At 38.4% G+C, this 23,222-nt stretch carries 17 protein-coding genes and 1 pseudogene; 4 read left to right on the top strand and 14 right to left on the bottom strand.

The window, feature by feature from the left end; genetic code table 11:
• Positions 1–3: 3 nt before the first annotated feature.
• The 5 genes from QU661_RS01000 to rbr all read right to left on the bottom strand — a co-directional run bounded on the left by QU661_RS01000 (position 4) and on the right by rbr (position 6,684).
• Positions 4–816 carry a DUF6612 family protein gene (locus QU661_RS01000; RefSeq protein WP_304989919.1) on the bottom strand — a complete coding sequence of 271 codons (813 nt, stop codon included), beginning with the start codon at positions 814–816 and terminating at the stop codon, positions 4–6.
• Between the two features lie 104 nt (positions 817–920).
• A complete protein-coding gene (locus QU661_RS00995) occupies positions 921–1,766 on the bottom strand; it encodes a hypothetical protein (protein ID WP_304989918.1) in 846 nt (281 codons plus the stop codon).
• Between the two features lie 14 nt (positions 1,767–1,780).
• Positions 1,781–2,563 (bottom strand): DUF6612 family protein, encoded by a 783-nt coding sequence (locus tag QU661_RS00990; RefSeq protein WP_304989917.1) that lies wholly within the window; start codon positions 2,561–2,563, stop codon positions 1,781–1,783.
• Between the two features lie 176 nt (positions 2,564–2,739).
• A complete protein-coding gene (locus QU661_RS00985) occupies positions 2,740–5,964 on the bottom strand; it encodes an ABC transporter ATP-binding protein/permease (protein ID WP_304989916.1) in 3,225 nt (1,074 codons plus the stop codon).
• Between the two features lie 174 nt (positions 5,965–6,138).
• Positions 6,139–6,684, bottom strand: a complete 546-nt coding sequence (gene rbr, locus QU661_RS00980) for a rubrerythrin (protein ID WP_304989915.1) — start codon at positions 6,682–6,684, stop codon at positions 6,139–6,141.
• A 276-nt stretch (positions 6,685–6,960) separates the two neighbouring features.
• Here rbr and QU661_RS00975 point away from each other — a divergent pair, with 276 nt between their 5' ends.
• Positions 6,961–7,827 (top strand): CPBP family intramembrane glutamic endopeptidase, encoded by an 867-nt coding sequence (locus QU661_RS00975; protein ID WP_304989914.1) that lies wholly within the window; start codon positions 6,961–6,963, stop codon positions 7,825–7,827.
• A gap of 142 nt (positions 7,828–7,969) precedes the next feature.
• Here the strand turns inward: QU661_RS00975 and tnpA are convergent, their stop codons facing one another.
• The 6 genes from tnpA to QU661_RS00945 form a co-directional block, all read right to left on the bottom strand.
• A complete protein-coding gene (gene tnpA, locus QU661_RS00970; RefSeq protein ID WP_304989913.1) occupies positions 7,970–8,434 on the bottom strand; it encodes an IS200/IS605 family transposase in 465 nt (154 codons plus the stop codon).
• A gap of 360 nt (positions 8,435–8,794) precedes the next feature.
• Entirely contained in the window at positions 8,795–9,205 is a 411-nt protein-coding gene (locus QU661_RS00965) for a flavodoxin (RefSeq protein ID WP_304989912.1), read from the bottom strand.
• Between the two features lie 518 nt (positions 9,206–9,723).
• On the bottom strand, positions 9,724–9,828 hold the full coding sequence (locus QU661_RS00960; protein ID WP_304989911.1) for a hypothetical protein: 105 nt from the start codon (positions 9,826–9,828) through the stop codon (positions 9,724–9,726).
• A 45-nt stretch (positions 9,829–9,873) separates the two neighbouring features.
• Positions 9,874–11,403, bottom strand: a complete 1,530-nt coding sequence (locus QU661_RS00955) for an ABC transporter permease (RefSeq protein ID WP_304989910.1) — start codon at positions 11,401–11,403, stop codon at positions 9,874–9,876.
• 318 nt (positions 11,404–11,721) lie between these two features.
• Positions 11,722–12,366 carry a hypothetical protein gene (locus QU661_RS00950; protein WP_304989909.1) on the bottom strand — a complete coding sequence of 215 codons (645 nt, stop codon included), beginning with the start codon at positions 12,364–12,366 and terminating at the stop codon, positions 11,722–11,724.
• 84 nt (positions 12,367–12,450) lie between these two features.
• A complete protein-coding gene (locus QU661_RS00945; RefSeq protein ID WP_304989908.1) occupies positions 12,451–13,152 on the bottom strand; it encodes an ABC transporter ATP-binding protein in 702 nt (233 codons plus the stop codon).
• A 102-nt stretch (positions 13,153–13,254) separates the two neighbouring features.
• Here QU661_RS00945 and QU661_RS00940 point away from each other — a divergent pair, with 102 nt between their 5' ends.
• The 3 genes from QU661_RS00940 (at position 13,255) to QU661_RS00930 (ending at position 14,351) form a co-directional block, all read left to right on the top strand.
• Positions 13,255–13,449: a helix-turn-helix domain-containing protein gene (locus QU661_RS00940; protein ID WP_304989907.1), complete on the top strand. Its 195-nt coding sequence runs from the start codon at positions 13,255–13,257 to the stop codon at positions 13,447–13,449.
• Positions 13,450–13,749: 300 nt separating this feature from the next.
• Positions 13,750–13,944 (top strand): hypothetical protein, encoded by a 195-nt coding sequence (locus QU661_RS00935; protein ID WP_304989906.1) that lies wholly within the window; start codon positions 13,750–13,752, stop codon positions 13,942–13,944.
• A 101-nt stretch (positions 13,945–14,045) separates the two neighbouring features.
• Positions 14,046–14,351, top strand: a complete 306-nt coding sequence (locus QU661_RS00930; protein WP_304989905.1) for a hypothetical protein — start codon at positions 14,046–14,048, stop codon at positions 14,349–14,351.
• A gap of 117 nt (positions 14,352–14,468) precedes the next feature.
• Here the strand turns inward: QU661_RS00930 and QU661_RS00925 are convergent.
• The 3 genes and pseudogenes from QU661_RS00925 to QU661_RS00915 all read right to left on the bottom strand — a co-directional run.
• A pseudogene (locus tag QU661_RS00925) lies at positions 14,469–14,884 on the bottom strand (IS256 family transposase); the annotation flags it as partial.
• 213 nt (positions 14,885–15,097) lie between these two features.
• Positions 15,098–17,386: an Sgo0707 family adhesin gene (locus QU661_RS00920; RefSeq protein WP_304989904.1), complete on the bottom strand. Its 2,289-nt coding sequence runs from the start codon at positions 17,384–17,386 to the stop codon at positions 15,098–15,100.
• A gap of 367 nt (positions 17,387–17,753) precedes the next feature.
• Positions 17,754–23,207, bottom strand: a complete 5,454-nt coding sequence (locus QU661_RS00915) for a Cna B-type domain-containing protein (protein ID WP_304989903.1) — start codon at positions 23,205–23,207, stop codon at positions 17,754–17,756.
• Positions 23,208–23,222 lie beyond the last annotated feature (15 nt).

Genomic DNA, 23,222 nt, shown 5'->3' with positions numbered 1-23,222 from the left:
TCCCTAAATACCTTTAGCCTTATCAATGCCCTTAGGTTCGTTAACACGGACACCTGTATTCTGTTTTGAATATTTAACCGTACTTCTGAAATTTTTACTGCCAAGGTTACTCACAGTATTACCAGAATACCTAATCGATATTGGTTTAGACCCATCCTTAGAAACAGTTAAATCAACAGTTGCTTTTCCACTTTCATCTAAATCATTAACGTAAAACGTAGTGTATACTGCACCAAAGAAAATATCGCTATTTGCACTTAAGAATTTCACGTCATCTGTCTCGAAGTGAAGTGTATAACTGTTTTTATTCTGAGTAACAGTTATATCTTTTTTCTTTGTCCTTAGAATATCAATTAACTCTTTGTTGAATCCCACTGGCAACTTGTGTCTATTGCCTGCATAAATTTTCTGTTTCCAATTCTTATCTTTATCTTCTTTTCTATACTCTTCCAGGTCAGTTCCATAGTACTCCATACTACCCTTAACTTGCTTTACCTTCCCACGTATAGATTGTTTTATCTTCCCACGGACCAATAAAGGTCCCATTTCAAAAGATGCATCAACTGTATTATTAAGATCTTTTTCTCCTTCATCTCCGTCTTTGAGTCTATTGTTGACATAATGGAGTTTGCTATCTATATGAATTTTTCCATTTCTCATATTGTAAAAAGCATCTAATCCCTTATTAATCTTTTCTTCTTTGGTTAGCTTTTTGTTATTATCCTGCTTGTCGCTGGACTGACCGCATCCAACAAGACCAATTAAAGAGACCAAGCTGATAACCAATATGACTATTCTTTTTCCGTGACTTGTCATATTTTATCTCCTCTTTGTAAAATCTCTTCTTACATATGTTACCTGTGCAGCAATTAAATTATATAATATCGCAAGTCTCACATTTTTAAATGATTATATGTAATTTAAATTCCTGCAGGCTTTTCAATGCTCTTTACCTTATTTATATCACGGTAAGAAGCAATAAAGTTGTCCTCATTCGATAGCTTCGCTACACTTCCGTCGGTTTTTCCTTTTGCTTTGATTTGGATACGGGCTTCACTTGGCACCATTTTCTCTCCAGTAATCTTATCTTTCTTCTCAATTACCAAATGTATGCGCAGTTTTACTGAATAAATATAAGATTTACCTTCTTTAAACACCTTATTATCTATAAAAGTTGTTTGCGCTTTGCCAACCTGATCAAAATCTTTCGTTACATCACCCTTATAATCGAGATAGATATAATTATCATCCTCTGTCCTCTTAAACTTATCGGCATATTTCTCATAAAGCTTAAGTATCTCTTCATTTCGACCAACTTCTGGAGCTTCTAGGTCATCCTTATCTATCCATATCCACCCTTTATCCTTTATAGCAGAAAACCCCTTATAACCAACTTTAGGTTCCGAGGAATAGATTCTCGCATAGCTGTTTAAATTATCAACAATTGCAAATGTACGCTTCGCTTTTTCAATTTCGTCGTTATCACTAAAACTGCCATAACCGCTTAATGTGTATTCGCTGTAAACCTGTGGATTAAACTGAATCTGCCCTTGTCTAATAATTGTATCCGAGCCAAATTTTTTTGCATACTTATTAGAAGCATCATTCTTATTATAAGCAATAACTTCATACTCTAAACTTTCAGCATTACGTAGTTTTTCGACAAAAGTATTTACATCGGCTTTCGCACTCTTTTTGAAAGACATGAGGGAAAAGCTCAAAATAAAAGCCAATACTACCAAACCTAATTTTTGTTTCTTGTTCATTATACTCTCTCCTCCTATCTGCTTTTAGCTGTATCAATACCTCTTGGAACTTTCACTCTTACACCTGAATTCTGCTTAGAATATTTTACCATAGCTTTAAATTTTAACGAAATGTCACTGTTATCTTGCTCACAAGTATATTTTATCGATAAAGGCTTAAACTCTTCTTTTGAAATTTTAAGGTCTATCTTTACCTTTGCATCTGAATCATCATCGTGAAAAACAGGGCCATTATAGCTTCCCCCAACGAGAAAATCACCATTTGCACCTAGCTGTTTTACGTCATCAGTTTCATAATGAAGTGTATAGCTATCTTTATCATCTGTAACCTTGATATCTTTTTTCTTAGATCTGAGAAATTCTATAGCCACTCTGTTTATTCCATTTGGTTGTTTATAACGGTATTTTTTCATGCTATCTGTATCGTTATACCATTCAGTGTCGCTTTTAGTCTTTGAAAATTCCGAAACTGCATCGTGATAATATTCAAATTTATTTTTTCCATCATCATAAATTCCTAGAATATGCTCTGGACTCGTCTCGAAATCTCCTGTGAAACTTCTATTTACTTCACCTTCCGACTTCTGACCGTCTTTTGGTGCCTTTATATTATACTTGGAATGACCCTTTATCTGGATCTTACCATTTTTCAAATGCTCAAACGCATCTAATCCCTTGTCTATTCTTTCTTCTTCAGATAAACTGCTATATTCTCCTTTTTTCCCACAGCCTGCAAGACCAACTAGGACCACCAAGCCGATAACCAATATGACTATTCTTTTTCTGTAATCTGCCATATTTTACCTCCTCTTTTTTAAGTATCCTCATATATAGTATATCTATTATCGTAATATATTTTTTGATACATCACAACAAATCAACAATCGCAAGTGATAAATGTTACTGTTACATAATCTATAGCATGTATTTTTTAAACTATTTTTGTGATAAAAAAATAGTTTATACGTTGAAACTATTCACTTCGCAACGCATCAACCGGATTTCTCTTTGCCGCTTTGCTAGCTGGAATCAAACCTGCTATGTATGTCAATAATACTGAGATCCCAATTAATACAATTGCAGATTTAAAAGGTAGGCGCATAATGCTCTCAACATTAAATTTAGCTAGCACTATAACATTTACCGGAATACTCACGATATATACGAACATTATTGCAAATACACCGGACATTAAGCCCTCAATGAAAGTTTCAGCATTGAATATATTTGCAATGTTTCGTTTTGAAGCGCCCATTGCACGCAAGATACCTATTTCTTTCTTGCGTTCGAGTACTGAAATGTACGTAATTATTCCAATCATTATCGAACTTACAATAAGTGATACACTGACGAACGCAACTAATACATAGCTTATCATATTTATGATATCTGTAACTGATGATAGTAGCGTCCCCATGATATCTGAATATGTAATCACTCGCGACTTGTGCCCTGTTTTCTTCATGCGCGCATTGTAATTGTCGATACCTGCGATAACTTTATCCTTATGCTCGAAGTTACTTGTATATATTGATATTGATTCAGGATTAGATTTATCGGCATATCCAATCTTCTTAAGATTCGAGTCATATGTAACCAAACTTGTATTCATAAATTGAGAGAACAATGCTGTCATCTGCGTTTGATCCATATTTAATGAAAAAGCTTTTGCAAACACTGCAGGATTTACCATAAATGCACTCTTAAATGCTCTAGCCATCTGTTTGTTCATGGCGACGCCACTTCCAAGTTGAGAACCAAGTCGTTTCTCCATTGCAATCATCACCTGATTCATGAATTTAACAATAATCTTGGTCATTCTGTTTTGCATATAATTAGTTAGGGCTTTCTCTATTGTGACTCCAAGTTCACTATTTCCAAGTTTTTGAGCAATGTTAGTTGCAGCATTTGAAACTGCAGTCCTAGCTTCCTTACTAGATAGATAAGCTGTTACTATTTCATTCTGTGTCGCCCCTGGATGCTTTGTTGCATAATCATTTGCATATGCAGGATAACCAGCAAGGAGCTTTGCCACCAATTGACTTGACTCACTTAAGATCATCGTTTGTTCTTCAGGAGATAGCGCAATATTTTGCTGCTGTAGATATGTCGGAAAGCCTGCAAGTTCTTGCATAATACTTTTCATCATACTCTGCGACATGCTCGTCATATCTATATCTGACAAGGCTTTTGCGTAGTCCAAATTTGACAAAGCACTGCTCCCAAATACTTTCTGTAGTTTGGATGCATCGAACTTAAATGCACTCACAAGCATAGCCTGGTTTACGCTAAAAAGCTTACTCATATCAAACAAAGCACCATTTGACTTCTTAAGAGAGGCAAAGGTTTTACCTGTAAATACGTCAGTATCAGGGTTATCCAATTGTTGTTTAACTATCTCTGACCCCTTCATTCTATCAATGACTTTAGAAGTTAAGGATGGCAGATAACCTATGCCAGGTTGTAATGCACTAGTTCTCGATTTACCGTTAGGCTTTATAATTCCTACAACTTTAAGCTTAATTCCATTATCCAGTTTACTTTCCATAAAAGACTTGCTTTTAGATTGATCGAGCCACGTGCCACTCGCTGAATTATATGAATATACTTCACCCGGCGAGATTACGCTATATCTAAGTCTTAAAGCATCTTTATATCTAAATGCTGTTCGCTTCTGTTGCTCTAGCTCCAATCTGCCTGTCTGTCTATATCTGATTACAGCTTCATTGTATGCTTTTCGGTCATAATATCCCAGCTGATATAAACTATAATCTGGGATTGAACCGTCATTATCTAAGACAAGCACAGCTTCATCATAATTCTTTGGCCATTTACCTGATACTACATTATATTGCTCATGTAAAAGTTTCTCATTGTCAAGCATCTCGTAGAATCCTGTGCGAGATACATTCTGAATACCGAAGCTCTCATAATTTGCGTCCATATCATTTGAAACATTAACTTGAATCGGTTCTGAACCACTTTTTTCTTGATAAATTAGTGGTGTTATACCGTAATTATATGTAATAACAGAAGCATTTTTTCTAATTGCATTATCCTTTTTATCCAGAAACTTTTTAAAAGCTACCAAATCATTACGACGAGTGTTTCCAAATACGGAACCCAGCACCGAATTCTGCTTTATTTCCTCGCTTTCGGATTTTGCATTACTATCATCTTTACCTCCATTTGAACTCTTGTTATCTTTAGATTTCCCTGACATACCTGCAAACATACTTGAGATATCTGCTGTATTCTTGGATATCGTAAGAGGATAGGATGACATAGTATCTTCCTCTACCTTAGCAATGTAGTCATTCACTCCATTTGATAAGGCTAGTATAGCTGCTATTCCGATAATCCCTATAGATCCTGCAAATGCAGTCAAAAATGTTCTTCCCTTCTTACTCATCAAATTAGAAAAAGATAATGAAAGTGCTGTGCGAAAACTCATGGAAGTTTTTTCTCCAATATCAGCAGGGACTACCTTAGATCTTGCACTTGATTTCAACTCTTCTTCTATGACAGGGTTTTTATCTTCCAATATTTTCCCATCCTTAAGAGTGATGATTCTACTTGCATATTGGTCAGCCAATGCGGGATTGTGGGTTACCATTATGACTAATCTATCTTTGGCTATTTCTTGAAGCAGTTTCATGACCTGAACTCCAGTCTCTGTATCAAGAGCTCCTGTAGGTTCATCTGCTAAAACAATTTCAGGGTTATTGACAAGTGCCCTTGCAATTGCAACTCTTTGCATTTGTCCACCTGAAAGTTGTCCCGGCTTCTTGTCTTCATGACCCTTTAAGCCAACAGCAGCAAGTGCCTCCTCCGCTCTTATGCTCCTCTCTGTGGCTTCTACCCCTGTTAGAGCCATCGCAAGTTCAACATTTGCCCTAACTGTTTGGTGCGGGATTAAATTATAACTCTGAAATACGAATCCTATTCTATGGTTTCTATATTTATCCCAATCTGTTGATTTATACTCTCTAGTGGAAATCCCATTAATGATTATTTCGCCAGAATTAGCTGTATCTAGACCTCCCAGTATATTGAGAAGCGTAGTCTTTCCCGATCCTGAAGGACCAAGAACGGCGACAAATTCGTTATCTCGAAATGCTACAGAAACTCCATCAAGTGCTTTTTGGATAAAATCACCAGTTTTATATTCTTTTCGTAATTCACGTACTTCAATCATTAGCTTCCTCTCATCTGGTTAATTCCAATTGACCAGCTTTCACGAATTATAGTGATGTATTTAGGAAAAGTATACTCTTCTATTGTCTCATGCCAAACTTTGAATTCCCCTAAATTAACCACGAAAAAAGGCTTCGGCGAACCGAAGCCTTTTAATGCCGTATGGACTATCTCCTTAATAGTTTTCTGCGTGAATCTCGAAGAAAGACTGTGGGTGATTGCAAACTGGACATACGTCTGGAGACTTAGTTCCTACACAGATATGTCCGCAGTTACGGCACTCCCAAACCTTAACTTCGCTCTTCTCGAATACTTCCTTCATTTCTACATTCTTGAGAAGTGCACGGTATCTCTCTTCGTGATGCTTTTCAACTTCTCCAACAGAACGGAATCTAGCTGCTAGTTCTGGAAACCCTTCTTCCTCAGCAGTTTTAGCGAACCCATCGTACATATCCGTCCACTCGTAATTCTCACCATTTGCCGCATCCTCGAGATTGTATGCGGTGTCGCCTACACCATCATTAAGCTCCTTGTACCAAAGTTTTGCATGCTCCTTCTCATTATCAGCAGTCTTGAGAAATAGTGCAGCAATCTGCTCAAATCCCTCTTTCTTAGCCTTTGATGCAAAATATGTATACTTGTTGCGAGCCATAGATTCACCAGCAAAAGCTGTTTCTAGGTTTTTCTCAGTCTGTGTTCCAGCGTATTTGTTCTTAGCCATAATAACTACCCCCTTAAAAAATTTTGTTAATCCTAATGCAGTAACCATCTGCATTTACTTTCAAATCAATTATACATGTATTTAACCAATTGTGCAAAATTATTTTATGAAATATTCTTCATGAAAGTGCACGTTTTGAAGTGCAAAATTTTCTTTTCCATATATCATATATGGTATAATCTCTTATCTTTCATATTGTGCTTGGTATGACAATGCGAGATACATACTAGATACAGATAAACGAAACGGACAAAAGAAAGGATTTCTATATAAATAATGACAGAAAATAACACAAAGAAATACGGATTCAGAGACAATATACTCTGGATTTGGGCACTAACTTTCTTGCTCACCGTCGCAAGCGGTTTACTAGAGCTTATTCCAATTAATTACACACTGTTCAGCGATGCGTATACCGAGACATTTAAACTATATATACCTTTTTGGAGCATATGGTTTGTCTTTCTAATTGCCATTTTATGCATTAAACCAAATCGCTACATACTAGAGACGTTAAAATATCGCAAGAACGGGAACAATATCAAAAACCTATTGATCGGTTTCACAGCTGGATTTGTGATGAACGGTATATGCGCGCTAACTGCATATCTTCACGGAGATATTAAGCTCAGCTTTTCGAAGTTCGAGATATTCCCTATCCTCCTAATGTTTATTGCGGTATTCATTCAATCATCCGCAGAAGAACTAATCTGCCGTGGATTCATGTATCAGAAGATATTGCACAGATATCCAAATCCTTGGGTGGCGATATTCGTGACTTCTTTGTTTTTTATGGCGCTTCACCTTGGAAATGATCATATTTCATTTTTACCACTTCTCGACATATTCCTCACAGGTGTACTATTTGCGCTCATGGTTCATTATTTCGATAGTATATGGATGGCTATGGCTTGTCACACAACCTGGAACTTCAATCAGAATATTCTACTAGGTCTTCCAAATAGTGGTGAAGTATCATCCTATTCAATATTTACTCTCGACACTAAGCATGTCACAAATAGCTTCGCATACAACACGGGTTTTGGACTTGAAGGAACGATTATGTCAGTTGCAGTGATGTTGATCAGTATATCAATCATAGTTTTTGCAAATAAAATATCCGAAGGTAAAAAATCATTATAGCAAAAGTTTTGAATGCACAATCATGACCACCGGCTCAGCCGGTGGTTTGTTTTAGCCCTATAAGGGCCTTTTACCTGCTGCATCTTAAGATGCGTTGAAAAGATTCGCCAACCGCACATACTTTCCTACGAGTCCTAAAGGACTATTTCATCTTCTTTCCTGTGAATGGATCAATATACTCCTTTAGTGTCATTTGATCACCAACTATATCATCTTGAAGTTGTGTACGTATGTATTCAGCTATCTTTTTCTCATTTTTACCTACTGTATCTACATAGTACCCTCGGCACCAAAAATGTCTATTTCCATATCTGTATTTTAAATTTGCAAATTTATCGAATATCATAAGTGAGCTTTTCCCTTTCAAATATCCGACAATTTGCGATACAGAATACTTTGGCGGTATTTCTACAAGCATATGTATATGGTCAGGGCATAACTCAGCCTCAACAATGTTGATACCTTTTATTTGGCATAGGATTCTTATCATCTTTCCTATTTCTACTTTGTACTTTCCATATATTTCTTTTCTTCTATATTTCGGTGCAAATACTATATGATATTTACATCTCCAGCTTGTATGTGCTAGAGTATTTTTGTCATCCATGATGGCAACCTCCTTTGTTATTTGATATGGTTGGCGAACCAACATCATGATAACATTGGAGGTATTTTTCTTGAAGCTAAAGCTATTCTAATCACACCGGCATAGCCGGTGGTTTATTGATTCACCTCACCATCGCTCGGTGAATCCTCTGCTAAAGCAGAACCAACCAAACCAAAAGCCGGAGGCTCATGCCCCCGGCTTTTGGCGATTAACAAAATGACTTAAATATGTAGGTTGAAAGTATGATTATTATGGTTTGGATATATTTACTTATGGTTATTAAGCATAATTATGTTTATATCATCTGTACGATTATTCGAATGTACCATCCCTGGTCACAAACTCACACTTTAGGTATGATTAAGCGTTTGCTAGTGCTTTACCGAGAGTCTTGCACTGTGCTAGACCTGCATCATCAGGCTCGTTGTTACAGATAACTGGATCTTCTACAACTACTGCGCCAGCTTCTTCCATACGATCCTTCCAAGAACGCATCCACTCACCATCGCCCCAATCGTACGATCCGAATAGAACAACCTTCTTGCCCGAACAACAACCTTCTAGCTCTGCGATAAATGGTTCAAACTCTTCCTCTTCGAGTACCTCTGCTCCCATAGCAGGGCATCCTAGAGCAAGCTTGTCATCACCCTTTACATCTGCAACGCTTATCTCAGATACAGGCACAACCTTAGCATCTGCACCGATGCCTTCGCCAACGGCGTTAGCCATTGCCTCAGTGTTGCCTGTAGCACTCCAATATACAACGTACATGTAAACACCTCCTGGTAATTATATACTGTTTTGTTAGTCGTCTCTAACTAATGCTTATTATATTAGAGGGCTCTAACTTTGTAAAGAGGTTTTTATGACTTTTTTTAAAAAATATATAAATGCGAAGGACGAGCACTCTTAGCTCGCCCTCCGCATTTTAGGAATATAGAGAAAATGTTACTTATGGTATGTTCCCTAATGGAACGCTCTACCATATTTGTTTCTATTATATGCCATCTTGATTAAACCATAAGATAGGACCATGCATCCTCTCGAAATTATAAAGTCCAACTGTTGCACTTACTACATCATATTCCTCCTTAATCAAGATTTTTTATTTATATAATCATTTTTTATTTTACTATTTCCATTCTAGCTCATTTCAAAACTTTGTCAATACTTTATCACATATTTTATGATAAATTTATCAGCTATATATACAATACCGTTTCATCAAAGGAGTGTGTATCCTTAACAACTGTAGACATCATTAGCTCAGACAGTTGCTGATTCATCTCTCAAGTCTTCTTGTTTACTCCATCTTTTCCGTCCTTAAGCAGATGTCCAAGTATTCTGCGTCCTACAGCAACCGCATCTGCGCCTAGTACGAGAAGCTTATACACATCATACCCTGTATCAATTGAGCAATCCGTAAATCAAGAGGTTTTCTAATCAAACGACTTTAATGCGTCCAGCATATTGAGTTTTCTAATCATGCGATTTAAATAAACGCATAACACACAGAGTACTCCTATAACTGCTCCGCTCGGAACTATATATGTCCATAAATCTATATTGGGTGTAAACATAACGTGCGATGGGGCTACATACGCGATTATAAAATCATGTAGTATTTTACCCGATATAAGTCCTAGTCCAATTCCGACAATTGATAGCACTATAGTTTCACGGTATAGGTACATGGTGGCTTCTTTATTAAGAAATCCGAGGACCTTAACGGTAGATATCTCGCGGACTCGTTCTACCATATTTATGTTAGTTAGATTATAGAGAATCACTATGGCTAGCAGAGTCGACATAATCGTCAAAACAAACATTACCGTCAGCAAAGATTTTGATACACCATGAATCTGCTCGATTATATTGAGATTATGAGCTACTCCTTTAACACCTTCTAGATTCGTGAATTTTGATACCACATTAGCAATATCACTCTTCTCATTGACCTTGACCAAATAACTGTTAGCGGCAGGAGTCTCACCCCATACCTGTGAATAGTAATCGTCACTAACAAATATATAATGTCCTGCATACATCTCGGCAATTTCACTAACTCTAACGGTATATGTCTTGCCTCCTTTATTAAGAATAAATGTGTCTCCCTTCGATACCCCTAGTAGCTTTGCTAGCTTTTCTGTAATTACAACTCCATTCTTTGGTAAAGTAATGGAATTATGTAGGGCTTTTGTTTTTATATCAATGAGAGGGGCAAAGCTTTTCTTAGATGTCGCCATGATGGTAATATCTTGCTCATCATCCACTCCTTTTATCTGTTGTGATAACTGCTTAATATACACATCTTCATATCTTGTAACACCTGATGATTTTAGAATCTTGTCAAGTTTAATTTGCTCATCATTTGTAATCTCCTCAGACTTTGTAACAACCACATCATATTTTATAAGATCTCCAAACTGCCTTCCCTCTATATCATTGACCGAAGATAAGATTCTAAGTCCAGCACAGAGTAGCGCAACTGATCCAATGACTCCGAATATTGTCATTAACATACGCTTCTTATATCTAAATATATTTCTTGCAGTAAATTTCTGAATGAAACTCATCCTCTTCCATATGAATTTTACACGCTCTAGCAAAATCCTTGAACTATTGCTTGGCGGCTTAGGCAGTAGCAGCTGTGCTGCATTCGTCTTAAACTCTCGATGTACAATGGCAAGCACTGGCATAACCGTGCACGATAATGAAAGTAAAACTGCAATAACTACAATAGTCCAATTAAATTTAAGTTCCGGAATAGGCATAGTCATATTCGCCATCAGAGATGAACATAAGATATATGGTATCCCATACGTCCCAAGTAGTACTCCAAGTAATGACCCAATTCCACCTGAACAGATACCAAAAATAACAAACTGCTTAGTCGCATCCTGCTTAGTATACCCGAGCGCTTTCATAACCCCAGCATTGGTGCGTTCTTCATAAACAAATCGTGTCATATTAGCCACAGTTACGAGTGCTGTTATTAAGTATAGAACGACGGGGAATACATTTCCCACCTTTCTTGTACCAAACAACATGTTTCTTAGAATTTTTACACCGTCGCTACCCGGCATTGTTCTGAATGTATAGACATGATATTCAGGTTCAGGTACTGATATCTTCGAAAGATAAGCAGCTTTTCCATCAATATGGTTTTGCTTATATTTGTTTGACCTACGTAAAAATCGCTGGTGTTACTTCCTGTCAGCTGCCATTCGTATTCCGCTCTTAGCTTTTTTCCAGCTCTACCTTTCTAGCGGAAACATTGTCACTCACTAATTTCTCCAGCTCCTTACTGTGTTTTTTAGCTTATTGGTATATGAGTCTCCAAATCTATCCACATCCTTTAGATACTTAAATCTTATCCTAGCAATCACTGGAACATTCTGCTTAAAAGCAGACTTTGCTACAACTGCATATCCTGAAAGCGCACCAGAGCCCGCATTAGCTGGTCCCAGCGTATTATCAGCGATAATTTCAGATGAATTTATGAATCCCGTAACCTTGTATGCATGTCTCTTTAATTGCATTAAACTATCGCTTTTTTCAGAAAATTCAACGACATCACCTATTTTATATTTTCCGCTGTACCTCTCCATGAGCGCGATTTCGTCTTCTCGTGCTGGCATCCTTCCCCTAACTACCTCAAACTTCGATAACTTACGAGGTGCTGAGTATATGCGTATAGCTGATGAAGAATTTGCAATGCTCGTATCTGCGAAATTACCGAACTCCACTTCACTTACACCGGGTGCTTCCCTAATTTCCTTCTCATCTGCAGTTCCCAGACCTTGGCTTCCAATCACCGCTAAGTCCATAGTGCTTAGCCTCTCAAAATACTCGTTCGCGCTCCTATTGATATCCGGTCCCGCAGATTTTAATCCAATTAAAGTCATCGACCCAAGCATAGTTAGCAACATGATAGACAAGAAACGTCCTAGCAATTTTTTATTAGTCTCCGTGTCACTTTCCCCATAGTTTTCTTCATATAATACCTACCCCACCTAATATTCTATAATCTCTATATCTGACGGGTTCTCATTAACTTCAACCGACCTAACACTGGCATCGTGCAAATAAATCACGCGATCTGCAATCGGAACGATTGCTGAATTACGCGTCACAATTACAACTGTTACACCATTTTTCCGCGATATTTCTTGCAAGATATGAAGCACATCTTTTCCAGTCTTATAATCAAGCGCTCCAGTAGATTCATCGCAGAGTAAGAGCTTTGGATTTTTAACAACAACCCTTGCGATGGAAACTCTCTGTTGTTCTCCGCCAGAAAGTTGTGCTGGAAAATTATCCACTCTGTCCCCTAGCTCCACCGGCCTAAGAGTCTCTACAGCATCCTTTGCATCTCTGACGATTTCCAACGCTAACTCTATATTTTCCCTTGCTGTAGGGTTCGGTATTAGGTTATAGAACTGAAACACGAATCCTATGTCATTTCTTCTATATAGGGTGCGTTCTCTATCACTGAGTTTGACGATATCAATTCCATCAACAATTACCTCACCCTCGCTAGCGGTATCCATTCCGCCTAAGATATTGAGAATTGTGGATTTTCCTGAACTCGAAGCCCCAAGAATAATCACTAGTTCACCCTTTTCAATCTCAAAGCTTACATCATTATTTGCTACTATTTCGCTTTCTCCAGAAGCATACCGCTTGAAGCAGTGTCTCATCTCAATATACGCCATATTTCTCCCCTTTTATCATTATATTAGCTGAAGTAGTATCATTTAAACGCAGTCGTTAAATCCACTAATAAGTGATATTATATCATCAGAAAGGTGGGGCGTATGAAATACGACAAAGAATTCGAGTTGAAAGCCATTCGGTTATCCGATGAGATTGGTGTGAAAACGACTGCTGAACAGTTCGGCTTCAAATATTACACATTGACCAACTGGCGTAAGCTCCGAAAGGAATGCGGTGAGCAGGCTTTCGTTGGAAACGGATACAGTGTTCCGCCTCTTTCTGAAAAGAATCGTTGAATCAGTGAGCTGGAAGCTATGCTTCGCGGAACAGAACGAGTCAATAAAATTCTTAAAGAGACTTTAGTTTTTCACAAAAGGTCAGAATAAGTAATGGCACGTGAGCGGTTTGGTTTCATCTATGAACATCGTAACAGATAGTCCGTAAATATCATGTGTGATATCCTTAAGGTAAGCGAGACTGGCTATTACAGATATGTAAGGAGTCTCGATAAACCCGATAAGGATGTGCTTACTTCGGCTTCTATGTGGGAAGTTCTTAATTAATCCCTATTTAATGATAATTACGGCATTAAGCGAATGATACTCGCACTAGTTCATCAGGGCATCAAAGTCGATAAACGCAGGGCAACACGCACAATTCGTGAGAACGGCTGGTTATATGAATGCAGGCGCAAGCATCTTGGTCCAGCGAAAGTATCCATAGAGACTCAGGAAAGAGAGAATCTGATAAAACAAGACTTCCATTTTGATAAACCATATCAGAAGTTCTGACGGATATATCTCAAGTAGCTTGCTGCGATGGCAAATTATATATATAACCAATAACGGACTGCTTAAACGGCTAAATACTTTTATTGTTAATGCGCGACAATATGTACAGTGAACTATGCATTGACACTTTTAAGGTTGCTACGAACAGATTCCCTATCGCAGGGACTGTCCTGCTCAGCGGCCGCGGCATCCAGTATACCAGCGAAGATTTCAAAGCGGTGCTTGCCCGTCACAATGTAATTCAAAGCCTTAACGCAGTAGGTCACTTCTATGACAATGCTCGCATCTTTGCTACTCCTAAAAAGGAGACCCTTTACAGGATCCCAACATATAAGATAAAGAAGGCTCAAGTGAAAATGGTCATCTTCAGATATGTCTTCACCTATTACAATCGGATTAGAATATAAACTTCAAATCCAGATGCTCTTCCTCCGGCAACATACAAAAAGGATTATCGTACAAAACATGTTGGTCACTAGTCCCAATAATTCTGAAATTCAGGTGACTTGTGTAGCTCTCCCCATAGGTTCAGCAATCCTGGACATTAATGAGATCCATGCATTTGCATGCTCATATCGGCACAAATACCAACCAAGCACATTGTTTCTATCACAGCAAATTAAAACACAAGCATTACGATATAGATAAATTCCATCTACGAACACCACTGAATGTTATTCTTCTACAATTGGCGGTAATGTCCATATATCCCAAAACTGGGATGTTTTCTCCTAAAAATACGACCACATCCAGGCATGTCTTTTTGAATATCTTTACTAAAAAGCCACTTAAGAAATATATTAAGCTGCTTGGTTAGATTATCTATTTTGGGTGTATTAATGGATTTACAATTCCTACAAATCCACCTTTGTGAATCAGATTTATTCCTTCCATACTTGATACAACTATTTCCACAAGCAGGATAAATAACACGCTTCATTTTACTATCCTCATTGAATACTATTTCTAAGGAAGATATAGCCTTAATACACCTTGAAATTTCAAGTGTTTCATATGATTTTACCAACTCATTTTGTCCACCCTATATCTTCTTTCAAAAAAATATAACACCATAAAAATAGGATTGGAATCAACCAATCCTATAGATATTTGTAAGTATGTCATCCGGGATTTTCTTAGATGAACCACCTAATTATTTTCCGGCTTTTCTAAGCTTTCTCGATACAGCAAATGCTGCAGTCAGAGACGAAACCAGAACAACACCATAAATCAAAATACCATTATCATCACCAGTTTTAGGTGTGCGCTTAATAATCATCATCTTTTTAGGAGTCTGATTCTTAACTAAATTAGTATCGGAATCATTGAAGCCATCGTTTACATTCGCTTTATTTGGTATTGTGATCCCATCAGCATCATCGTTTACCTTTATAGTAAATGCAACTTTAAATGTCTCACCATCAGCGACTCTCTTGGTCCAAACAACTTGACCAGAAGCAAACACCCCATTATTATCTGCTTCTACGAATGAAGTATGCTTAGGGAGTTTATCTGTAATAGTTACATCACGGCTTTCTCCAGTTGTATTTTTATAGGTAATCACATATGTTAGCTTCTGCCCTAGCGCAACTGTCTTTCCATCAATATTCGTCGTAGAGCCAAATTTAAATACTTCTTTTTTAGGCTCAGTTGGCGTTGGATTATGAGTCTTGTTCGTGTCGAACTTGTAGTCACTTGTGCTAACTTTAGCCTGGTTATCTATTGGCTTTCCGTCAACATCTTTATCCACCTTGACTTTAAAGGTAACCGTAAATGTTTCGTTATTGCCAATATCCTTCTTTTTCCACGTAATCACGCCATTATTCTCAACTCCACCGTTATCAGCAGAACCCGCAACATATGTCGTGTGCTTAGGAATCGAGTCGGTAATCGTAACATCGTCTTTCTTTCCTAAAGTGTTCTTGTATGTTACCTTATATGTGAGTACATCTCCTCCCTTAACTGCCTTTCCGTCAACACTAGTAGACATATCGTCTTTAAAAACGTCCTTCTTAGGCTTAGTTGGTGGTAACAGCTTTGTCTTAACGGTATTCGTATTAACTGGCACGTTATCAAAATACATCTTTGCTGCTGAATTCGTAATAGTATTATCGCCCTCTACTAGCGCCCTGCTATTTGTTTCAGTCTTGTAAGTTATTTCGTATACCTTTCCACCTTTATCCCTTGCAAATAAAGCATTATTGATAATATTAATCTCTACGTAATCCTGATCATTTTCATTATCTGGCTTCACAGTTACTCGATAATCTTGACCTTCGACTAGAGTATTGCCATCAAACTTGATCACTGCCTCTTTGAAATCCACCTTCTTATCAAAGGTATCAGCAAATTTTAACGACTTAATATCATCAATTATATCAGTTCCCGGTCTTGGGACTGTGTATCTTACAGTATAGTTGATAGGTTCTCCAACACGCTTTGGAGCTTCTGTCTTATCTACAGTTTTCTTTGCTGCTGTGCCAGGATTGTTGTGGTAAGGAACTTCAGCAAAAAATTTGAATAGTCCACCGCTCGTTGCAGAGGAATTGTATGCGAAAGTAATCGAGTTTGTCTTACTACGCATAACAAATCCTGTTTTGTTGTATTCATCTTGTCCGCTAGTTCCGGCTGCAGTGATGTTCGCGTTAGCTTTCCACCAATGCCAGTTACCAGCTCCATTTTCCTCATCCAGACTAACCGCTCTATTGTAAACGATTTTATCAATAGTACTATCAAGATTCTTAACACCTATTTCTTCATGAAAAGATGGTCCGACAGTTCCAGCTGCAGGATTTCCTGGCTTTACATCGATATCAGACGGCTGCATCGTCAGCTTTAAATCGCAAGGTGTGCCATCTGCGTACTCGAGAGTTGCCGTGACATCTGTCTTAGTGTTGAAAGACCAAGTATTGTCATTAGTGAAATTAGGGTGATCAGGATAAACATAGTCCATCAGCTGGATTCCGCTATCTCCCCAGTTTTGGTCAACTGTCAAAAAAGGTACACCTGCATTGGCATCATTAAAGTTTGCCTGCTGAGCATAATATCTAGTTGGATTCAGCTGTAAGTGAGAAACTTTAACTCGTACATTCACCTTTTTGCCATTCACTTCACCTGAATTAGTGAAGAGGAGCTCAAGCACGTTATCATAGTTCTGTTGAGAATTGGACTTCTCATACTTATGCATGAACACCGTACTTTTGGTCCATGCACCATTAGGTGTGACTACCTCTTTCAGAGTTCCCGAACCAGAGCTAATGACCTGCATATTCTCCTGGCGGCATTTGAACTCATATAGATTGAGATTTGCCAGATTAAAATCCGTCGTTGTCTTTTCAACCGCAAAAGCTTCCATATTCGGTGCAACTATCCCAATCATCATCAGACAAGATAGTAGCAATACGAATAATTTATGAATTGACAGTGCTTGTCTTTTTTTCATAATCGTTCCTTCTTTCTTTAGTATTTAATTAAAAAAGATATATTATCAAACTATAAACTGTTAATAATATCGGTCATTCATAAATATGAACTAATCAAAGGCATTATACATTTTTGTAAGAATTTTACCAATTAATATTTTTGTTAATTGTAAAATCAACTTGAACACTTGAAATTGCAATTTAGGTAAAGAAACAATGAAATGATTCGAGTGAAATGCTTTCTTGATTCCATATAAAAACAGAGATTAACATCTTCTCATTTTCAAGAAATTATTAATCTCTGTAATCATTTTAGACCGCAATTGTGGATTATGGTTTTAGATCACTCCACAAAGAAAGTTATGGATTTAAAACTTTGATGATCCTTTATCTATTATGCTTTTTAATCAAAGCTACCAGTAGTCCAAGTACAGCAGCTAAAAGCACTGTGCAATAAAGCATTATATTTGTCATATCACCCGTCTTAGGATTATGTCTCTTGACGATTTTCTTACCATATGACTTGTCGCTTGGTATATTAGATTTTGGCTTATCGACACAGGTATTTGTAACAACAAATCCGCTTGCTGCATCTCCGGTTATCTCGGACTTGTAGTTTGCAATTGCATCTTCCTTGACTGTGTACTTGATTTCCTTTCCATCTTTGTACTTATCAAGTCCTGCAAACGTATGCTGCCAGTTATTGCCGGCATTTAAAGTCACAGAATCAACCTCTGTATCTCCTGCATACAGGTGTACCTTTGCAGCGTTACCTTCTTTACCTACCCACTTTTTGGTTACAGGTATAGATACTTTGCCAGTGATGGTATTTGTGATTGTAAACCCATCCTTTGCTGTTCCACTTATTACAGTGTTATAGCCATCTACTTTAACTTCCTTGATTGTATAAACAATCTCGTGACCATCCGCACTATCATACTTTGGCAGATTCTTGAATTCATGTTTCCAATTATCAGCAGCTGTCAGGTCGGCACTTCCCTTTTCTGTGCCATCTGCCAGTAGCTTTACTTCTACCTTGTTTGTGCTCTTTCCAACCCATTTCTTCTCTACAGGCACTGTCACCTTCTCAATGTTGGTATTCTTTACAGTAAATCCGCTTGCTGCATCTCCGGTTATCTCGGACTTGTAGTTTGCAATTGCATCTTCCTTGACTGTGTACTTGATTTCCTTTCCATCTTTGTACTTATCAAGTCCTGCAAACGTATGCTGCCAGTTATTGCCGGCATTTAAAGTCACAGAATCAACCTCTGTATCTCCTGCATACAGGTGTACCTTTGCAGCGTTACCTTCTTTACCTACCCACTTTTTGGTTACAGGTATAGATACTTTGCCAGTGATGGTATTTGTGATTGTAAACCCATCCTTTGCTGTTCCACTTATTACAGTGTTATAGCCATCTACTTTAACTTCCTTGATTGTATAAACAATCTCGTGACCATCCGCACTATCATACTTTGGCAGATTCTTGAATTCATGTTTCCAATTATCAGCAGCTGTCAGGTCGGCACTTCCCTTTTCTGTGCCATCTGCCAGTAGCTTTACTTCTACCTTGTTTGTGCTCTTTCCAACCCATTTCTTCTCTACAGGCACTGTCACCTTCTCAATGTTGGTATTCTTTACAGTAAATCCGCTTGCTGCATCTCCGGTTATCTCGGACTTGTAGTTTGCAATTGCATCTTCCTTGACTGTGTACTTGATTTCCTTTCCATCTTTGTACTTATCAAGTCCTGCAAACGTATGCTGCCAGTTATTGCCGGCATTTAAAGTCACAGAATCAACCTCTGTATCTCCTGCATACAGGTGTACCTTTGCAGCGTTACCTTCTTTACCTACCCACTTTTTGGTTACAGGTATAGATACTTTGCCAGTGATGGTATTTGTGATTGTAAACCCATCCTTTGCTGTTCCACTTATTACAGTGTTATAGCCATCTACTTTAACTTCCTTGATTGTATAAACAATCTCGTGACCATCCGCACTATCATACTTTGGCAGATTCTTGAATTCATGTTTCCAATTATCAGCAGCTGTCAGGTCGGCACTTCCCTTTTCTGTGCCATCTGCCAGTAGCTTTACTTCTACCTTGTTTGTGCTCTTTCCAACCCATTTCTTCTCTACAGGCACTGTCACCTTCTCAATGTTGGTATTCTTTACAGTAAATCCGCTTGCTGCATCTCCGGTTATCTCGGACTTGTAGTTTGCAATTGCATCTTCCTTGACTGTGTACTTGATTTCCTTTCCATCTTTGTACTTATCAAGTCCTGCAAACGTATGCTGCCAGTTATTGCCGGCATTTAAAGTCACAGAATCAACCTCTGTATCTCCTGCATACAGGTGTACCTTTGCAGCGTTACCTTCTTTACCTACCCACTTTTTGGTTACAGGTATAGATACTTTGCCAGTGATGGTATTTGTGATTGTAAACCCATCCTTTGCTGTTCCACTTATTACAGTGTTATAGCCATCTACTTTAACTTCCTTGATTGTATAAACAATCTCGTGACCATCCGCACTATCATACTTTGGCAGATTCTTGAATTCATGTTTCCAATTATCAGCAGCTGTCAGGTCGGCACTTCCCTTTTCTGTGCCATCTGCCAGTAGCTTTACTTCTACCTTGTTTGTGCTCTTTCCAACCCATTTCTTCTCTACAGGCACTGTCACCTTCTCAATGTTGGTATTCTTTACAGTAAATCCGCTTGCTGCATCTCCGGTTATCTCGGACTTGTAGTTTGCAATTGCATCTTCCTTGACTGTGTACTTGATTTCCTTTCCATCTTTGTACTTATCAAGTCCTGCAAACGTATGCTGCCAGTTATTGCCGGCATTTAAAGTCACAGAATCAACCTCTGTATCTCCTGCATACAGGTGTACCTTTGCAGCGTTACCTTCTTTACCTACCCACACCTTCTCAACCGGAATGTCCATTGATGTTGTCTTGAACCCGACTGCAGAAGACTGTCTAGTTAAAGTTGAAGTGTTACCATCAATATCGTAGTCAAGAACAGGAGAGATTACATTAACTTTTCCATTATATCTGCTCGGCAAAGTCTTGCTGACCTCATAATTTAAGTCAATTGTACCCCCATCGCCAATCGCAAGCGCCTTCTTTGAATCAAACACAGCCATATCCGCATGTGCAGGATCAGTTACTTCATCGTAATCGCCAAGCTTTGGTGCCTGGTTAAGACTATAACTCTTGCCGGGCTTGAATTTAATGTATTTAACCTTAAAATTGGACGTCATATCCGTTCCGGTCAGTTTTAGAGGCCACTGAGTCTTTCCTTCAGGATGATATCCTAAACCGTTATCCTTGTTCTCTAAAAACAGAGGAACGTACAGTGTGGTATGCTTAACAATTTTAGTCGTGTTATTACGTACGATAATCCTATGTGTTACTTTGCCTCCTCTATCTAAAATTGGCGTCGTTTCTTTTTTTGTGCTCTCTGTACTAGGATCATATATATATGTCTTATCACCCTGATCACCATTTGGAACAATCAAACGCGAGTCTGCCTTTACCTCATATGCTTGGTTTACTTTAATGCCTGTTTTTTCTGACAGAGAAGACATGGACTCCCCGCCATTAACTGCATTGCCGAAATCAGCCGTGTACTTTTCTGTTGTTGAATTTGCACTATCCCAACGCATATTCTTAAGTTTAGCTCCAATATCTTTGAAGTCCTTTGTAGTCATTCCAAGGAAATCATTGATATGATAAGTGCCGACTTTGGCGTCCGTATTTGTTGCCACATCCATGCTAATCTCGGAAGTCTTCCAACTGAAATCCGGCTGATATTGCCCCCTGGTTTCTTGTCCAATATCAACAGTGTACTTCCACACTTTGACCTTCTCGCTCCCATGGGTAAACTCTCCGACATAAGTCGGCTTTGAAAGTTTTCCGTTTGTCACTTTTAGGTTGGAGTAGCTAAATCCTTCAGGCATCATAACGTAAAAGACAGGTTCTTGCAGTGGATTCCAATCCCAGTTTGCATCACTAGTCTTTCCGGATATATGGAACTTATCCCCTCCGTTAATTTGAGATTTATCAATAGTTCCAATTCCGTTTACGACCTTGGGCGGACCTGATTTCCCAAGCACTTCATATGTATTTATGTCCTTAGGGGTGCTCCCAGTGTTATAAAATTTAATGGTACTCTTGACATTGGCATCTGTTCCCTTCTTCCAGGTTCCAAAGACACCGCCTGGCATATATTCCCAACCGTAATATGCGCTCTCATCAATGAAAGCCGAATTGCGTCCACCTGGCTTAACGTTGTAAGCATTTGTCTCTGAATTAAAGTCGTAATTGGTGTTGTCCTCATACTTCATTCCATTCCATTTTCCAGGAATTGTTCCAAGATCTACCTTAATGGTTTTGATGGAATCGTTGATTCCAAGACCTAAGTCTGTATTCTTAATTAATGTAGAAACTCCGCTATGTGTCAGAAGATTTGGATCAATCGTCCCGCTTCTACCATCTGCAGAAGTCCACGTCAACATACCGTAATGCATTCCGGTCGCATATGGAATGGTGACACCGCGAATGATTGCTGTATCATCCTTATCCAAAGTCATCTCCAGACTCTTGGGCTGAGATGTCGTCCCCATCTCATTGCGAATCATCAGTCCTCCAAAGCGTACGTTATACGTGTCATATTTTTTCTTGGCCCAGTTAGGCATGGTATCACGTACGTTTACCTTGGTAATCAACTCTGGGGTGGAGCCATCCAGAATTGTTATTTGTAGGTTTTGTTCTTTAGTCGTAGATGTTCTACCTATATTTTCATTCCAGACCGTCTGACTCAAATTCTTAAGTTTAACTTGGAATGTTGATCCATTTGGACGTGATGATGTGCTCGGTACTGTAAATTTAGGTTTTAGAACCAAATCCCCCATGAGGCGACCATTCTCTGGAAATGTCACCCGCGTTGTCTTATTGGTTCCATCATCTGTGGTGGATCCTATGACCCCATCCATATGATAGACTCCATCCTCTGTTAATCCATCGAATTGTATGTCGCTCGGATAGACAACATCAATTGTAGTGCTACTTCCTGCTTTAGTAAGGAAGCCTTCACCAGCTCCAGTTGTGCCTACAGACAACTGACTTGTTTGACCACCTTTTGTGACAACTTCTGAACTGACATTAGGCCAAAATCCCAAAGTAGGATTGTCTTTAGCATTTACCGAATACGATTTAGAATCAACAAAGTTGCTACTATCCGTTCGCAGATTCAATTTGATGACATTGTTGAGAATCTGGTTGGTATCCATATTCTCATAAGCCTTATCTAAACGAAATTGAATCTCCTTTGTAGAAGCAATGTTCGTTAGAGAATACTTGCTTCTGAACGCAATCTTTCCCGACTTTGATTTCCCAACAGTGGGAGGCGTCCCACTCGGATCAGCTGTAGACGCAGGATACCCATACGGCGAATCAGCATTACCAGTTGGAGACTGTGTCAATTGCTCAAATCCCGTACTGCTAATCGCCCCTGTCTGCCAAGTTGAACCAGGCAGAGACATGTAATAGAGCCCGTTACCCAAAGTCAAATCCATATAAGTGTGTGAGAATTGTAAGCTGGGCGGAACAGAGTATGCTACATTCAGGTAGTAATCCTTTCCCTCCTCCAAACTTAGCTTTCCACCAGCTAAAAGATCTGCTTTAACATTTCCTGCTGTATCTGTCACCTCAATCTTTGTAAATTTTAAACCAGTTGTGTCTTCTGCTCGCACAGATACTTGATTACTGAATATCGTAGCAAACATTGTCATAAAGGAAATCATAAAAGCAAATATTCTCTTTCCTTTTTTCATAGAAACACACTCCTT

It is taken from the genome of Mogibacterium neglectum (genome assembly GCF_030644205.1).
In the GTDB taxonomy this organism is placed as follows: Bacteria; Bacillota; Clostridia; order Peptostreptococcales; family Anaerovoracaceae; genus Mogibacterium; species Mogibacterium neglectum.
This window is presented reverse-complemented; position numbering and strand designations above follow the sequence as displayed.

What these genes read in the sequence shown, in the direction of transcription:
- QU661_RS00915 (WP_304989903.1), bottom strand. Translation starts at nt 23,207, where the DNA reads ATGAAAAAAGGAAAGAGAATATTTGCTTTTATGATTTCCTTTATGACA.
- QU661_RS00955 (WP_304989910.1), bottom strand. Translation starts at nt 11,403, where the DNA reads ATGACACGATTTGTTTATGAAGAACGCACCAATGCTGGGGTTATGAAA.
- QU661_RS00975 (WP_304989914.1), top strand. Translation starts at nt 6,961, where the DNA reads ATGACAGAAAATAACACAAAGAAATACGGATTCAGAGACAATATACTC.
- QU661_RS00945 (WP_304989908.1), bottom strand. Translation starts at nt 13,152, where the DNA reads ATGGCGTATATTGAGATGAGACACTGCTTCAAGCGGTATGCTTCTGGA.
- QU661_RS00990 (WP_304989917.1), bottom strand. Translation starts at nt 2,563, where the DNA reads ATGGCAGATTACAGAAAAAGAATAGTCATATTGGTTATCGGCTTGGTG.
- QU661_RS01000 (WP_304989919.1), bottom strand. Translation starts at nt 816, where the DNA reads ATGACAAGTCACGGAAAAAGAATAGTCATATTGGTTATCAGCTTGGTC.
- QU661_RS00965 (WP_304989912.1), bottom strand. Translation starts at nt 9,205, where the DNA reads ATGTACGTTGTATATTGGAGTGCTACAGGCAACACTGAGGCAATGGCT.
- QU661_RS00985 (WP_304989916.1), bottom strand. Translation starts at nt 5,964, where the DNA reads ATGATTGAAGTACGTGAATTACGAAAAGAATATAAAACTGGTGATTTT.
- QU661_RS00930 (WP_304989905.1), top strand. Translation starts at nt 14,046, where the DNA reads ATGTACAGTGAACTATGCATTGACACTTTTAAGGTTGCTACGAACAGA.
- QU661_RS00995 (WP_304989918.1), bottom strand. Translation starts at nt 1,766, where the DNA reads ATGAACAAGAAACAAAAATTAGGTTTGGTAGTATTGGCTTTTATTTTG.
- QU661_RS00950 (WP_304989909.1), bottom strand. Translation starts at nt 12,366, where the DNA reads ATGTTGCTAACTATGCTTGGGTCGATGACTTTAATTGGATTAAAATCT.
- QU661_RS00920 (WP_304989904.1), bottom strand. Translation starts at nt 17,386, where the DNA reads ATGAAAAAAAGACAAGCACTGTCAATTCATAAATTATTCGTATTGCTA.
- rbr (WP_304989915.1), bottom strand. Translation starts at nt 6,684, where the DNA reads ATGGCTAAGAACAAATACGCTGGAACACAGACTGAGAAAAACCTAGAA.
- QU661_RS00935 (WP_304989906.1), top strand. Translation starts at nt 13,750, where the DNA reads ATGATACTCGCACTAGTTCATCAGGGCATCAAAGTCGATAAACGCAGG.
- tnpA (WP_304989913.1), bottom strand. Translation starts at nt 8,434, where the DNA reads ATGGATGACAAAAATACTCTAGCACATACAAGCTGGAGATGTAAATAT.
- QU661_RS00940 (WP_304989907.1), top strand. Translation starts at nt 13,255, where the DNA reads ATGAAATACGACAAAGAATTCGAGTTGAAAGCCATTCGGTTATCCGAT.